Raw genomic sequence first — 14,524 nt, 5'->3', positions numbered from 1 at the left:
AGTGTGGCATTTTCGTTGGCGGGGGCCGTATGGCCCTCGTCGCTGCTTGGAGAAGAGCACGGGCCTGCACCGGATCCCGGCCGGGCTCATCTGCTCTGCCTCGGCGACTGGGGCACAAATACGCATCCCGAGCAGCAGACTGCAACTGCAGAGGCGATGCGTATGTGGACCGACCGGCAGAAGATCCGGCCGGAAGCCTTGTTGATGCTTGGGGACAACTGGTACGGAGATCTCGACGGCGGTGTCAGCAGCAAGCGTTGGCAGACGGGCTTCGAACAGATGTATCCGGCGAGCCATTTCCCCGGGCCGGTGTACGCCGTGCTGGGCAATCACGACTACGAGAAGCGTGGATCGAATAAGGCGGAAGCAGAGCTTGCGTACGCCAAGCAGGGCGGAAGCCGCTGGCAAATGCCGGCGAAGTGGTACAGCTTCCAGTTTCCTGAGAAGAATCCGCTGGTAACATTTTTGTGCCTGGACTCGAATGTGCCGGGAACGAAAGGCTTTGACTGGCTTCCGTGGAGTTACGTGATGAGCCATGATGAGGCTGCCGAGCAGGATGCGTGGCTTCGCGAGCAACTGTCAAAGCCGCGCGATACTCCTTTCGTTGTTGCGACTGCGCATCACCCGCTTTACTCAAATGGCGGGCACGGAGACAATGCGCTGCTCATCCGCAAGTGGGATGCACTCTTCCGCGACCACAAGCTGGATATGTATCTCACGGGGCATGATCATGATCTCCAGCACCTGGAATTCGCCGAACACCCGACCTCGTTTGTTATCTCCGGAGGAGGCGGCGCGGAGCTCGTGAAATGGTCGCGTCCGCCGGAGAGCCGTGGGCCCTGGGGAAGCCGCGTGCTTGGGTTTACGGATCTCGAGGTGAGTGAGGAGACGATGATTGTGAGGCACATCGGGACTCAGGCCCAGGTGGTGCATGCTTTCCAGCGCAACCGTGCGGGAGAAGTGAAAGTGCTCGCATAGCACTCCACTAGGATACGAGCGATTTGCTTTGTTCCGTGCTGTCGTCATCTGCTGCTGTAAGCGAGTCCGGCTCCGGCCTTGAAGAGAGGGTCGACATCATCATCAGGCACGTCACTCTTCTGGTCTTCTACGGCCTTCTCTGATCTGGGCAGGTTGAAAGGCAGATGCCCTTGCGGGGAGATGCGCCCGGTCAGTACGTCGAGCAGGGGTCCGTCGGCGATACCGAAGTCTCCCAGAAGAGCGTTCACCCGAGGCAGTATGTCCGTGAGTATCAGAGGCCGTTCGAGAGTTGTCACGAATACGATGGGAATCCTCTTTTTTACCTGTTCAAGCGCGCGAAAGACTGCGTCCTCATTTGTGAAGTACAAACGCCCTTCATGCTGGCGTGAACCGAAGAAGTAGTTCGGATGCTCGCTCTGGAAGGGAGACGGGGCATGAATGATCACCAGGTCGGCCTTGGATGGATCATCGACGACATGGAGCCCGTGCCGCTCGGCTTCCTGCTTATCTATTCCAAAGAGATAGACATTCTGCCCGGCGGGCGTGAGCGGGAGCAGCGGAGAGCCCGCACGTGATGGCCCATTCTTGAGGAGGACCGTGGCTGCAGCCTGCGCTCGGCGACCCTCCTCTACAAACGCTGGCTTGCCGGCAACCTCCGCAGCTTTGTCTTCGTCGACGAATGGGGCTTCGAAGAGGCCCATCTGAAATTTCTGCAGAAGAATGCGGCCAGCCGCTTCGTTCACTCGTGCCTCTGAAATCAGGCCCGCGTGTACAGCGGCAACAATCAGCGGAGAATCTTCCGTGCCACCAATCTGGTCGACACCGGCGTTGATCGCTTTCGCAAAGCGCTGCTCCTGTGTCAGTTGCTGCACGCCCCAGGGCATGCCGATATCCGCGGGTGTAGGTTTCTGATTCGCGGGCGTCCCATTCTGGCAGTCGGTATTGCAGTCATTCGTGATGGCCCAGTCGCTTACAACAGCACCCTGAAAGTGGTTGGCCTGACGTAGAAGACCGGATAGTAACTGCCGATTGAAACCGGAGCCTACCTGCTCGACAGGTTTGCCGTTGAGTTGCAAGTTCTGCAGGATCGAATACGTAGGCATGACAGACGCCACGTGTGCAGTGAAGGCGCCTTCAAACGGGATGAGATGCTCGGCAAAGTTATTGCCGGGGAAGGTAGCGAACCGTCCGTAGTAGTTATGGCTATCCCATCCATCTTTAGCGGCGCCATATCCAGCCCAGTGTTTCACTACGGCCATCACGCTCGAACTGTTTAAGCCGCTTTCGCCATGTTGCACCCCTGCGACATATGCTTCGACCATCTCGCGGTCCACCGTGGCACTCGCGCCGAAGGTGCCGTCTCCACGAGCCCAACGCGGTTCAGTCAGCAGGTCTGCCTGAGGTGCAAGCGACTCTCGAATTCCAACCGAGAGATATTCCTGGCGCACGATGTCAGCAAATTTTCTGGTGAGTGTAGGATCGCCGATGGCACCGAAGCCAAGCGCTCCTGGCCAAAGAGAAAACGTGGCGTCCTGAACACTGGCTCCGAGAACAGCCTGGAAGTGATGGCGCGGATCACTGGAGATGGTGACCGGTATCGCCCACCGCGAGCCCTCGGCAATTTCCTGAACCGCATTGTTTTGATGTGCGAAGTCCCGCGCATCTGGGGTCAGTCGTGTAATGAAGGTGTTCACTTTATTGTTCGCGACGATTGCACGGACCTTATCGAGGTCATAGGCCTCTCCAACGCCAAGCGCTGCGAGCGGACCGAAGCTCGGCAGAGTGCCATGAACCATGAGCCCGGCCTTTTCTTCGAGGCTCATCCTCTCCAGCAGGTCGGCTGTGCGCTCCTGTGCCGGGAGCCGCCAGTCTTCAAATGGCTCCAGCTTTCCATCCCGATTCAGATCCCGGAACTCCAGGCCGTCGCGATGAAGAGTCGGCACAGAGCGTGTGCTCAGTGCAGGTTGTATTGTCTGGTGAACCGACTGTGCAGGCAGCGCCTGCGGAATAGACAGCTGTGCTGCCAGAGCTCCGGCAAACCAAAATTTTATCTGCATCGATCACTTCCCTGAAAAAAGAAGTTTCATGATCTAACTACACGGAACGAACTGTCCAGTCTTTATAGGTTCACCATAAAGACCTGTAGGTCGAAGGTATGCAGGGGTAGCTGAACATTGACGTCATAGCCATCGATCGCAGGGAGTAACATTTCCTCTGCCCCATTGTGAGAGGAATTGTCATGGACGCAAACATGCATTCGAATACACATGTGTTTGATCCCGGTTCCTCGGGCATCCTTGCTGCTGGCCGGTTCTTTTACGCGCGGGTGGTCGCGTGGGCAGTCCTTCTTTTCGCCATCGCCACTGTTTTCTTCTTTGCTTCGGTCTTCGGAGCACACTGGCTAGGCCTGCGCGGAAACTGGTTCTACGCGCTTGCTATGGTGCTGCCGCCCCTTGCTTGTTGTATCTATGCAGTTCTGGTGCATTTCTTCGAGAGGCGCGAGGTCCGGGAGTTCGAGTTCACTCCGTCGCTGATCCCCGAAGGTGTGGCCGGCTTTGTGTTTGGCGGTGTCTTCATTGCTGCTATGTGGGGACTGCTCCTGTCCATCGGGCTCTACACCATGCATCGTGGCGTGTGGACTCGCTGGTTTCAGGACTTGGTTTTCAGCAGCTATATCTCTGCGGTTCTTGAAGAGCTTGGTTTTCGCGCGGTGCTCCTCAGAATTCTAGCTAGAATGTGGGGCGTGCGCGCCGGAGTGATCGTTTCGTCGATTCTCTTTGGCCTCGCTCATATTACCCATGGATCATGGTTCGCTGTACTCGGAATTATTCTCAACGCAGGGCTGGCCCTGGGGCTGCTGTATGTGATCACCGGACGCCTGTGGATGTCGATGGGGATGCATCTCGGTTATGACTTCATCGAGACCTCGATGCTCGGTGTTGGGAATCATCATGGTCTTTTAGTCAGCGCGCCCAAAGCGGGCGCTGCCGCATGGCTGACCGGAGGATCGTTCGGTCCGGATGCAGCTATCCCCGGAATTGCTCTCGGTATCATCGTCAATATTCTGTTGTGGAGATTTGCCTTCCGTGGATCCAAGGGGCATGGATCTGAAGCGGCTGGATAGCCAGCTGTTACTAAACGTATGCAGGCGGGCTACGGAATGCTCGCGGAGGCTTTGTCCAGCCTTCAACGCAAATAAAGGGGCGGAATGCTACAGGTTATGGGCCCTTGCAGTTCCAATGAGATTTCTTCTCACGTCTGAATCCGTAATGAGCGTGACATTGCTCATTACGGATTCAGTTTTCGAGAGGCTGTTAGTCGCCGATCTTGATAGAAATACCAGCGACTACTGCGCGTCCAGGCATGGCAATATTTGTAAGTTCCTCATAACCTGTGTTGCTTAGATTGGTGAGGCGAACATACGGACGGATTCTTCCCGACTCCCGCGCAACATCGAGGTTCCACACCGGATAGGGATTGTCATTCCATGGCGTGCTGCTCTGCTGATACGGTCTCACGACAGCCACGGAATTGGTGATTGTTACGGTATTCCGGATTGAAGCGATCCAGTTGAGATGGATGTTCGTGTCCGGATAGTTCAGCGCGACCTCGGAGATGGTGTTCAGCAGCGGAGCCTGCGATCCGAACAGCTGGGTCCATGCGAGTTCCACTCTTTGCCCACTGGAGGGAGTCCAGGTGGCGGAGGCTTCGACACCGGAGAAGTGCACGCCGTTGACGTTGACCGCGCAGTAGACGTTGAGCGGGCACCAGGAGGGCAGCGCATTCGGCGTCTTCGTCGCCTCTGCAATGTCGATGGTGTCATGCTGACGGCTATAGAAGCCCGTGGCGGAAAGCGACCACTTATTGGAGAGATCCCAATCCGCGCCACCCTCGAACGACCACACCGACTCTGGCTTGAGATTTGGGTTACCGTACTCGCCCGGTGCATGGTAGTAGAGGTCGGTATAAGTCGGAAGCCTGAAGCCGTACCCGGCATTGCCGCGCAGCTTCAGCTGATGAGGCAGACGCAGGCTGCCTGCCAGGTGTGGCGACGTGACGGAACGCAGGCCACCCGAGAAGAGTTCCTCGCGCACGCCGGCCGAGAGGTTCCAGCGGGCATTGGCCGGGCGCAGGTTGAAGTCTGCATATCCCGCGCCGCGGTTGCGCGCATAGTTGCCCAGGTTCGTGCTCTGGATGCTGTCTCCATCCGCATCGAGCCCGATCAGCAGCACAGAGTTGCTCGCAATAGGCTGCTTGTTCCGGAGCGAAGCCTGCCAAGACTCGTCGATATGGTTGTTCTCATAGACGGATGGGTCATAGCGTTCCCAGACATATTCATCCGTATGGCGGCGGTAGCCGAAGGCCGCCTCGGTACGCTCCCCCAATTCCTGGCGGCCCGATGCAAACCATCCCTTGGTGCGCTCCCACTGCGGTGCAATGCCGTAAAAATTCAGAGCGCCGAAAGAGCGATCGCTCGTCGCCAGCAGAATGTCTGAGAGCCCAAGCCGTGAATTGAACCAGCTTTCTGACGAAGCATCTTCGTTGCGATAGTCGCGATCGGCGATGAACCCGGTGGAGAAGTTGCGCTCCGCCGTAAGGCGGCTGCTCCAGCTTTTTTGCAGCAGGTCACCGAGAAAGCCTTCTTCGTTCTCCCCGAAGCTCCCTCCACCTGCGCGCAAGCGTACGGAAGTCGACTGTGGCGCTGCGGTGATGAAATCGACCACGCCGCTCAGTGCGTCTGCACCATGCAGGGTTGAACCTGCTCCGTGCAGCACTTCTATGGAGTCGATGGCATCCATGGGCAGCGGGATATCGAGATTGTGATGTGAAGACTGGGCATCATTAATGCGGAAGCCATTGAGCAACACCAGGACCTGCTCATAGGTGCCACCGCGCAGGATGATGTCTGCCTGTCCTCCGCCCGAACCTCGGTCTTCGATATAGAGCGAAGAATCCTGCCTCAGGAGATCCTGCACGGACTCGAGGGAAAGAATCTGGCTCTGGACCGGCAATACCACGACCGAAGAAGTTGATTCGGTCAGAGGTATGGGTACCGAGGAGCCCAGCACGACCACTGTTTGTGAATCATGCGGCTGCTGGTTCGCTGGCGCTGCTTTTACTGAATCAGCCGTGGCCGTCGTCTGGATGTCGGGGCTGGCCTGTTTATCAGGATTAGCCTGGGCAGTCGAGGTCGTCTGGGCCGCTGCCTGACGTGCGGAGAAAATAAGGATGAGAAGAGCGACGAAGCATGCTGCTGAGAATGGGGACAAGAATCGCATGTGAGTGGAGTAGCGTCTCGGATTGTTGTCATCGAGCGTGGTTTGTTTGACTGCTACCTGTCTGTGTGTGGAAAGCACGTACTGATCTCCTTGATGCTCGTACTAACTCGGTGCGGTGCGACTGGAGGGACGAAGGAGAAATTCTCTCTTCTGGGGCTGCGTAGTTCGTTAGGTAGAGACAACAAGCACTGGCGGTAGCGTGGGTAGGCATGGTTTCTCCTGTGAGTGAATTTGAGTTGCAGCTATTGATCGTGACGGGACACCGTACGATCAACAGATTCAGAGAGTCGTCACATTTGCGCTCTGCTTCAGCGGGTGTCTGTCATTGAGATAGTCGCCCTGGCCAAAGAATTTTTGCCGCAGGGTTCCGGGCCTGTATTCCTCTTTGAGCAGGCCACGCTTGCGGAGCTCGGGAGCGAGGCCATCGGCGAAGTCTTCGAAGCTCTTTGGCGAAATGACATAGGATACGTTCACGCCATCGATGCCTGCGTCCTTCCATTCCTGGAGCACGTCGGCGATGCGCTCCGGAGATCCGACGATCTGGCGATTGCGACGCCACAGGAGTACTTTTGCAAGTGTCCATTGCTGGTTAGGTGCGGAGGCACGGATGCTGTTAAGCCAACCCTGCATCGTGTTGGTCTTGATCTGGTCGAGAGGCGTCTCGAGGTCGATGACAGAAACGTCTCCGCCGACCGCGCTACTCAGCTGTGCGGCGAATGCCTCCGGCCTCAAGTACTCCACATAACTGTCGTTCTTCTTCTGCGCTTCTTCATCTGATCCGCCAACAACAAAGGTAAGCCCCTGGAAGAAGCGGATGTCGGATGGATTTCTACCGACGGAGGCGGCTCGTTGGCGCACGTCGGCGATGATCCCGCAAGCGCCGAGCGGAGTGGATGAATCGAGGAATACGCCTTCGGCGTTGGTCGCTGCATACTGGCGTCCGGCTTCGGATGAACCAGCCTGGAAGAGGAGCGGCGTGCGTTGCGGCGAGGGCTCGGAGAGATGCGGTCCGGGCACTTTGTAGTATTTGCCCTCGTAGTTGATCTTCCTTACCTTCGCGGGGTCGGCATAGCGAAAGTTTTTCTTGTCTCTCAGCACCGCGCCTGCCAGCCAGCTGTCTTCCCAAAGCGCGCCGCAGATGGCGAGGTATTCCGCGGCCATGGCATAACGCGTGTCGTGTTCAGGCAGGTCGTCCCATCCCAGATTCCTGGCTGCGCTCGCCAGGTGCGAGGTGACAATATTCCATCCGACACGACCCTCGGTAATGTGATCGAGCGTCGAAATGCGGCGGGCAAAGTTGAATGGCGGTTCCTGCAGGATGGACTGAGTAAAGACAAAGCCAAGATGCTGTGTCACAGAACTCATCAGCGGGATAAGCACGCTGGGATCTCCGCCCGGCGTTTGCATGCCCAGCTCCACGGCGGTTTCATAGCCGCCTTTGTACAGGTCATGCACGCCGACTACGTCGGCGAGAAAGATGGTGTCGAAGCCGCCACGCTCCAGGGTCTTCGCCAGGTCGATCCAGAACTTCGGCTTGAGGTAATCGAAGCGGTTCGACTCCGGATGCGCCCAGAGGCTGTGATAGGCGAGCGAGATGCAGTTCTGTTCAAACGCGTTGAACAAAAGCTCATTGGAACCGAATGTATCGGTGGTTCCCGTCATTTACAGGACTCCTTCTTGAAAGGGCTGCCATGTTGGTTTATCGAGATTCAGATTTGCGCGCAGCGTCGCCCCCTGATACTCCTTGCGAACGAATCCGCGCTCCCGCAGCATCGGCACCAATCCGTCCAGAAATCCGTCGAGTGCGAGTCCGAGGTCCGGCGGGAACACGACGAAGCCGTCGCACGCGCCGAGGGCAACACGCTCTTCGAATGCGTCGGCAACACTTGAGTAGCTTCCAACGGGAATCCAATGCCCACGAGATGTGACAAGGGCCTGCAGCAGCTCGTTTAACGTCGCGCCGCTGTCTGCCAGCTTGAGCAGGGCCACGGCTGCGGCGCTCGAGACTGAAGCGCGAGCACGTTCGTCCAGGTGGGGAGCGATCGGCTCATCAAGGGGCAATGCATCGAGCGATACACCGCCGAAGATAGAGGAGACTCGGGCTTTCGCCGTTGAAATATCGGTCAGATCGGCTAACGTCTGTTTCAACGCGTGTGCGGCGGTTTCCGTAGCGCCGACAAATGGCGCCACACCCTGCAGAATACGGATTTCATCGGGCCGCCGTCCCCAGCGCACCGCCCGTTCCCGTATCTCCTTTGTGAAATCGATCCCGTCGGAGAGTGCAGGCTGCATGGTGAAGAGAATGTCTGCATAGCGGGCTGCAAGGTCGCGCGCCGAGGGCGACGCACCTGCAAGCACCACCAGAGGACGGCCCTGCCGCGAGCGCGGGCTAGGCAGCGCACCTCTGACCTTTATGGCGCCGCCCTGAAGGTTCAATTCCTTAACATGATCAGGACTTCCATATTCGCCAGCTTCCCGGTTGGTGCGAACAGTATCCGGCGCCCAGCCATCCCACAGACCTCGCACGGCTGCCAGTGTTTCCTCGGCGCGGTTGTAGCGGCCTTCGTGCGAGGGCAATGTGTCTTCCCCGAACAAAGCTGCGCCGCCGCGTGAGGTCACAACATTCCAGCCTGCGCGGCCGCCGCTGAGATGGTCGAGGGAGAGTATCTGCCGCGCAATCGTATACGGCGGGGTGAAGGTGGAAGAGACGGTGCCGATCAGGCCGAGGTTCCGTGTGACTGCGGAGATGGCGGAGAGCAGAGAAATCGGCTCAAGCTGGTTGGTTGGCCAACTACGCAGAGAATCAGGGGCAAAGCCGAGCACATCGGCCACGAATAGCGCATCGAGGCGCGCGGCTTCGGCCCGCCGCGCCAGATCCGCGAAGAGCGAGAATTCGCTGATCTGTTCGACTCTGCTTTGAGGCAGACGCCAGCTCGCCTGATGAAAGCCAGCATCGCCGATCGCCAGCATGAGATGGATCACGCGGCTATCGCGACCTGTGCTGGAACGGCTCATTACGCGCCCTCGGCATAGTCGGTTGCAGCCGCGCCAGATCTGTTTGCCTCCAGTTGGGCCGTAAGCAGATCGACCTTTGTCTGAATCACCCGCAGAGCATCGGATCCCAGGATGAGACGGTTCGCTACGTTCTCTTGAAAGGGCTCGCTGACACGCTCGATGATGCGAGTGGCCGCGGCCTGCGGATTGCCTGGCTGACGGCTGTTATTCCCTTCGAGACGCCGCCGCTGTTCACTCACGCCTTCATATGCGGCAATCTCTTTCCCGCTTACAAGCAGGTTGTCCGCGTTCAGGAAGGAGGTGCGGAAGACGCCGGGCTCGACGATCAACACCTGGATGCCGAGCGGACCGCTCTCCTTGGCCAGCGCTTCGCTTGCACCTTCCAGCGCGAATTTGCTGGCAGAATAGACTCCCCAGCCCGCTCCACCGGAGACTCCGCTCAGAGAACTGATCGCAACATACGTGCCAGAGCGTTGCTCACGGAAGAAAGGCAGAGTGTGGCGAATGATATTCAGCGCTCCGAAGAGGTTGACGTCGAACACGGTGCGAATCTCCTGCTCGTTCGCTTCCTCAACCGCGCCAAGCAGGCCTCGTCCGGCGTTATTGACCACAACATCGATGCGTCCGAATCGATCGATCGTTTCGCGAACAGCCGCTGACACCTGGTCTTCGTTGGTGATGTCGGCGGCAATCTGCAACAGACTGTTGGAAGACTCTGCGCTTTTGTGTGGATGGCGCGAGAGAGCTGCGACAGAGTGTCCTTGTGCGAGGAGTTCCTGCGTGAGATAGAGTCCGAAGCCACTGCTGGCGCCGGTAACAAGCCATACCGCCATGATGAATCTCTCCAATGAAAAAAAGAAATGAATGCAGTAAACAGGGAACAGGCCGAATCAGATGATCCCGGAGCTCGGCACGCGTGCCCTGTTCAGGAGCCAGTTGCCAATATGGTGGGTTTTCCAGCGCACCGGATCGTGTAATGAGTGCGTTCTGACGTTGCGCCAATGGCGGTCATATCCGTGTGCGGAAGCTGTACCGCTGGCGCCCATAAACTCAAAGATTGCGCTGCTGATTCGCAGCGTCTGTTCCGAGGTGAAGGCCTTTGCGGCGGCAATTTCGAGCGAGACCTGGTTAGCTGCATCGAGAGGGGCTGGTCCTCCCTGTACCGGGCGCCGCACGAAGGGGGCCAGCCTGTCGTACGTTCTGGCTGCTGATGTAACCAGTGCGCTCGCTGCCCGGTGGGCAATCTCATAGCCGCCAAAGGTGTGAATGACGACGGGATCCTGATCGTTGCGGTCGAAGGGCGAATCGCCCGAGGGGCGCGACTTCTCCCGCACGTAATGAACGGCATCGGCAATCACCGCGTCCAGGATTCCGAGGTCGAGACCGATGTGGTGAAGCTGCGTAAACGCACCATGCGTGTGCGGCGTTTCGAAGATCCGCCAGCGCTCCAGGAAATGGCTACGCGGTACGGAGATGTTTTCGAGGATCGCTGTGCCGCTCGAGGTTCCACGCTGCCCGAAGCCGGTCCAGTCTTCACCGATCGCGAGGCCGGTTGCGTGGCGCGGCACCAGTGCAATACCGACCCTGCCCTGCGGGTCCTTCGCCATGACCGCGATCCAGCTGCCGTTATCGGCGCCGGTTGCATAGAACTTTTTTCCGGAGAGGAGATAATCGCCGCCTGGCTTCTCCACAACATGTGTTTTGAGATTTTCAACGCCGCGCTTGCCTCCGATTTCCGCGGTGGCGTTTCCTATCCAGGCGCCATTCAACACGTCGGAAAAAATCATGCGCTTCAACGCATCGCTGCCCACGCGCGAGACTACGTCGACAGCGGCGAAATGCGGCTGAAAATACTGGGCGACGCTCGAATCCGCAGCGGCGATACGTCGGCATACCGTAACGATCGTCTCCGCGCTGGCCTCAACGCCGCCGAAATCTGCCGGAACGTTGAGCGCCAGCAAACCGCTTTCGGCGATGAGAGCGAGTGCTTCCGCAGGCGGCAGCCGTTCCGCATCTCTGACGACTGCGCCTGCGCGGATTGCCGGCGTCAAACTCGAGAGGATTCCCTCAATCTCCGCCTCGTCGCGAATCACGTGGGCTTTTCTTGTCATACAAAACTTCTCCAGAAAACCGACGAACTAAAAAGTCAGGCCAGGTCAGGATCGGAATCGAGACCTCGGGCAATGATCGCGTCGCCTATGGCTTCACTGGCGAAGATAAGACGGACGAGGCTTGGCATCAGGATCTGATAACCGGGATGCACGATGCCTCGCGCCGAACAAGCCTCCTGCGAGCGACGTACGCCGTTGAGGACCACCGGGATGGAGGACAGCGAGAGCGACAAGGTCAGCGAGACCTTCCACGGCGAGATTCCGAATACGGAAAGCGGCGCAATAAGCGCTTCGAACACGGCGAATATTTCCGAAGGCTTGGTCGTCAGCGTAAGCAGGTCGGCGAGAAGGATGGCCAGAGACATCGAGGCCACGCGCATGAGTGCTGCCTGCCAGCCGTAACTGAACCATGTCGCTGCGAACAGCATGAGAAAGATGATCGCCATGCGGCGCAGCATGCGGTAGAGATAACGGACGAAACCCAGGCCCGAAACTTCATACAGGATGGCCGTGATGAGCAGCACCGCGCCTGCCAGATAGATCTTCGGCTCGAAAGTGAGCAGCGAGACCACGGCGAAGAGTACGATGAACTTCCACTTTGCGCTCAGCCGGTACAGAAACGAATGCCCCGGAACGTAAAGCTCCATCATGGGGCTATCCTCGTGGACAGCGACTCTATACGGGCGCTCCAGCGGTCACGAATAAGCGCGCGATAGTGATCGATTGCTTGCGTGGGCCGTCCATCGAAGGAAACACGGCCCGCATCGATCACGATCACGCGATCGAAATCCTCAATGATGTCCAGGTGATGCGTGAGCAGGATCACCTGTTGTTCAAGTTCTCGGAGCGTGTCCACAAAGAGCTCAACGTTGTAGAGATCCAGAAGCGTAGTGGGCTCGTCGCACACGAGAACCTCTGGCTCTGTGACTAGCACCGAAGCCAGCGCCAGCATCTGCTTTTGCCCACCGGATAGCAGGTGCGGCGATTGAGACGCTTGCTCGAGCAGGCCGTAGCGGGCAAGAGCGCTGTTGACGCGCTCCTCGCCTTCCTGCCTACTCAGTTTCAGCCGCCGAAGACCGATAGCCACGTCCTCGCTGACGGTGGGCATAATGATCTGGCTATTCGCATCGGAGAAGATGAAGCCGACTTTTCTTCGTACCTTCGACAGATTCTTTCGAACGTCGAGCCCATCTACGAGGATCTCTCCTTGATCCGGCAGCAACAGGCCGTTGAACGTGCGAACCAGAGTGGACTTTCCGCTGCCGTTTGCGCCGATAAAAGCGATCCGTCGCTCGGTGAGATCGAGGCTGATGCCGTCGAGGACAGTCCGGCTGCCGAATTTGTGGACGACATTTTTTAGAACAATCAATGAATTCACCGTGCATTGTGTTTTGGGGCCGGGGAGGTACAGAGAGGCGTTCGGGAGCTTATCTACAGCCGTCAGGAAGTGCACGCGACACGCTGCGTCCGACGAACGCGGAAATCACAGCCTTGGCCAGATCTCCAGGCAGAAACTGCACGGTCGAGACTGCGATCGCCACCACGCGGCTGTGGAACCACCAGGCGGAAACCGGTATTCCCACGGCATAGACGACAGCTATGCCGCCGATGATATTCGCGGCCAGGGCGCGGCCGAGATGGTAGCTTCGACCCGAAGGCCGAGCCAGAAGGCCGATGACCAGAGTTCCTGGAATCCATCCGATCAGATAGCCGGCGCTCGGGCCGACCAGCGGCGCGATGCCGCCTCTGCCGCCGGCGAGCAACGGCAGGCCTGCGAATGTCAGCAGTTCGAAGCACACCACCGCGGCAACACCCCTGCGCGCGCCCAGTAGCGTTCCAGCCAGCATCGCGCCCAGATTCTGGGGTGTGACGGGAATGGGGCCCAGCGGTAGTATGCCAAGCAGGCCAAATGCAGAGATGAGAGCTGCGAACAGCCCGATGAGAGCCCAGTCACGCGGACTGTTGGACAAGGCTATCCCTTCTCTTTGTGCATTCACTGCTCTCTCTCTCCTTGCGGGTATCAATCCCGCGGAACCTGCTGGGTGTTATTGGCTCAGCGTATAACGCAATCGAAACCTTGGCAAGGCGGTTTTTCTGCGGAAGGAGCTATGCTCGATCTTTGCCCTTCACATCTTTCGCCCAATCTCCGCAGCAAGGGAACAAAAGCATCTTTTTGAAATCGTCGTGGGCATGCAGAGAATGGTGTATTACTGATATGAATCACGCGCCCTGTAATGAATCGGTCCTGAGCTGCTGGAGTTTTCTCAGGAGAGGGGTGCTTTCCATGCAAAAGCACTTTGGGTATCGATGATGATATGGGTATGATCCATAACTTTATATAGGATAAAGACGCAAATAAAATGCGTTTTACCCATAACGGGGTACAGGGAAATCCGGCGTTCGCGGCGAGGGAGAGATGGATGACAGATGAAACAACGAATCCGGCGGACCTTCAGCTGACGGATCGTGATTTGTGCTTCAACTTTCGAAGCGGCGCTTTGTCTCTCCACCTGGTGGAGACATTCGGAGAGTGGACACGAAGGCGATACGACCGGATTTTGAATGGCGCGGTGTGGAACCAGTGGCTTGAAATTGTCGGGCTGCCCCCACTTACACGGCTTGCGACAAATGCAGAGCTTGGGGCTATGCGGGATTTGCGCCGGGCGATTTATGGCCTTGGTCAATCCAGAGTGAAAGGCATTACGCCTCTGCCGGCCGATGTGCGCGTGATCAATCAGTTTGCGGCTTTGCCTGCGCCGGCGATCACACTGGACGACTCCGCGCTGAAATATGCCTATACCGGGTCTGTAACCCAGGACAACATTCTGTCCTTGATTGCGCGCGATGCGGTGGAACTGTTTGGCGGACAGTACGCGACGCGCATCCGCGAATGCGCCAGTCACATCTGTCCCGTCATCTTTGTGGACCGCTCTCGCCGGGGCGATCGGCTTTGGTGTTCGACGAACTGCGGCGCTCGTCATGCGACGGCGCGTTATCGCAAGAGACTGCAAAGCGACAATTAGGGGCTATTTGCGTGAGGCGGGCAAGTCTCACTCCGGTGCTCTTCGTTGATAAAGCGAATTCGAGAGAGTGCGGCGAAAACTGGACCACTGATCCATCTCCATAAAATGAGGTTGAGAT

At 57.8% G+C, this 14,524-nt stretch carries 12 protein-coding genes; 3 read left to right on the top strand and 9 right to left on the bottom strand.

What is annotated here, in order from left to right:
* Positions 1-3 precede the first annotated feature (3 nt).
* The gene (locus tag QM649_RS02565; RefSeq protein WP_415197440.1) at positions 4-978 is read left to right on the top strand and encodes a metallophosphoesterase; all 975 of its coding nucleotides are present in this window, start codon (positions 4-6) and stop codon (positions 976-978) included.
* 44 nt (positions 979-1,022) lie between these two features.
* On the opposite strand, the gene QM649_RS02560 is transcribed toward QM649_RS02565, so the two are convergent.
* Positions 1,023-3,035 carry a glycoside hydrolase family 3 N-terminal domain-containing protein gene (locus QM649_RS02560; RefSeq protein ID WP_415197439.1) on the bottom strand — a complete coding sequence of 671 codons (2,013 nt, stop codon included), beginning with the start codon at positions 3,033-3,035 and terminating at the stop codon, positions 1,023-1,025.
* Positions 3,036-3,217: 182 nt separating this feature from the next.
* On the opposite strand from QM649_RS02560, the gene QM649_RS02555 reads away from it, so the two are divergent.
* Positions 3,218-4,102, top strand: coding sequence for a lysostaphin resistance A-like protein (locus QM649_RS02555; RefSeq protein WP_415197438.1), 885 nt, complete (start codon positions 3,218-3,220; stop codon positions 4,100-4,102).
* Between the two features lie 190 nt (positions 4,103-4,292).
* Here the strand turns inward: QM649_RS02555 and QM649_RS02550 are convergent, their stop codons facing one another.
* The 8 genes from QM649_RS02550 to QM649_RS02515 all read right to left on the bottom strand — a co-directional run bounded on the left by QM649_RS02550 (position 4,293) and on the right by QM649_RS02515 (position 13,353).
* A complete protein-coding gene (locus tag QM649_RS02550) occupies positions 4,293-6,335 on the bottom strand; it encodes a TonB-dependent receptor plug domain-containing protein (RefSeq protein WP_415197437.1) in 2,043 nt (680 codons plus the stop codon).
* Positions 6,336-6,536: 201 nt separating this feature from the next.
* The gene (locus tag QM649_RS02545) at positions 6,537-7,919 is read right to left on the bottom strand and encodes an LLM class flavin-dependent oxidoreductase (RefSeq protein ID WP_415197436.1); all 1,383 of its coding nucleotides are present in this window, start codon (positions 7,917-7,919) and stop codon (positions 6,537-6,539) included.
* The gene (locus tag QM649_RS02540) at positions 7,920-9,272 is read right to left on the bottom strand and encodes an NtaA/DmoA family FMN-dependent monooxygenase (RefSeq protein WP_415197435.1); all 1,353 of its coding nucleotides are present in this window, start codon (positions 9,270-9,272) and stop codon (positions 7,920-7,922) included. It lies immediately after the preceding gene.
* Entirely contained in the window at positions 9,272-10,105 is an 834-nt protein-coding gene (locus tag QM649_RS02535) for an SDR family oxidoreductase (protein ID WP_415197434.1), read from the bottom strand. The genes QM649_RS02540 and QM649_RS02535 overlap by 1 nt, the downstream gene beginning before the upstream one ends.
* A 57-nt stretch (positions 10,106-10,162) precedes the next feature.
* A complete protein-coding gene (locus QM649_RS02530) occupies positions 10,163-11,383 on the bottom strand; it encodes an acyl-CoA dehydrogenase family protein (protein ID WP_415197433.1) in 1,221 nt (406 codons plus the stop codon).
* Positions 11,384-11,418: 35 nt separating this feature from the next.
* Positions 11,419-12,033 (bottom strand): CbiQ family ECF transporter T component, encoded by a 615-nt coding sequence (locus tag QM649_RS02525; RefSeq protein ID WP_415197432.1) that lies wholly within the window; start codon positions 12,031-12,033, stop codon positions 11,419-11,421.
* Positions 12,030-12,836, bottom strand: a complete 807-nt coding sequence (locus tag QM649_RS02520) for an energy-coupling factor ABC transporter ATP-binding protein (RefSeq protein ID WP_415197431.1) — start codon at positions 12,834-12,836, stop codon at positions 12,030-12,032. Before QM649_RS02520 ends, QM649_RS02525 begins: the two co-directional genes overlap by 4 nt.
* Entirely contained in the window at positions 12,811-13,353 is a 543-nt protein-coding gene (locus QM649_RS02515) for a biotin transporter BioY (RefSeq protein WP_415197430.1), read from the bottom strand. Before QM649_RS02515 ends, QM649_RS02520 begins: the two co-directional genes overlap by 26 nt.
* 450 nt (positions 13,354-13,803) lie before the next feature.
* Here QM649_RS02515 and QM649_RS02510 point away from each other — a divergent pair, with 450 nt between their 5' ends.
* Positions 13,804-14,406: a CGNR zinc finger domain-containing protein gene (locus QM649_RS02510; protein ID WP_415197429.1), complete on the top strand. Its 603-nt coding sequence runs from the start codon at positions 13,804-13,806 to the stop codon at positions 14,404-14,406.
* Positions 14,407-14,524: the final 118 nt, after the last annotated feature.

The sequence above is a fragment of the Silvibacterium sp. genome (assembly GCF_047605705.1).
GTDB lineage: Bacteria > Acidobacteriota > Terriglobia > Terriglobales > Acidobacteriaceae > Silvibacterium.
Note: the sequence above shows the minus strand (reverse complement) of the source record. Positions and strands in the feature narration are given on the sequence as shown.

Bases quoted from the DNA above. Each gene is read 5' to 3' on its own strand.
- QM649_RS02560 (WP_415197439.1), bottom strand. From the start codon at position 3,035: ATGCAGATAAAATTTTGGTTTGCCGGAGCTCTGGCAGCACAGCTGTCT.
- QM649_RS02555 (WP_415197438.1), top strand. From the start codon at position 3,218: ATGGACGCAAACATGCATTCGAATACACATGTGTTTGATCCCGGTTCC.
- QM649_RS02545 (WP_415197436.1), bottom strand. From the start codon at position 7,919: ATGACGGGAACCACCGATACATTCGGTTCCAATGAGCTTTTGTTCAAC.
- QM649_RS02540 (WP_415197435.1), bottom strand. From the start codon at position 9,272: ATGAGCCGTTCCAGCACAGGTCGCGATAGCCGCGTGATCCATCTCATG.
- QM649_RS02535 (WP_415197434.1), bottom strand. From the start codon at position 10,105: ATGGCGGTATGGCTTGTTACCGGCGCCAGCAGTGGCTTCGGACTCTAT.
- QM649_RS02530 (WP_415197433.1), bottom strand. From the start codon at position 11,383: ATGACAAGAAAAGCCCACGTGATTCGCGACGAGGCGGAGATTGAGGGA.
- QM649_RS02525 (WP_415197432.1), bottom strand. From the start codon at position 12,033: ATGATGGAGCTTTACGTTCCGGGGCATTCGTTTCTGTACCGGCTGAGC.
- QM649_RS02510 (WP_415197429.1), top strand. From the start codon at position 13,804: ATGACAGATGAAACAACGAATCCGGCGGACCTTCAGCTGACGGATCGT.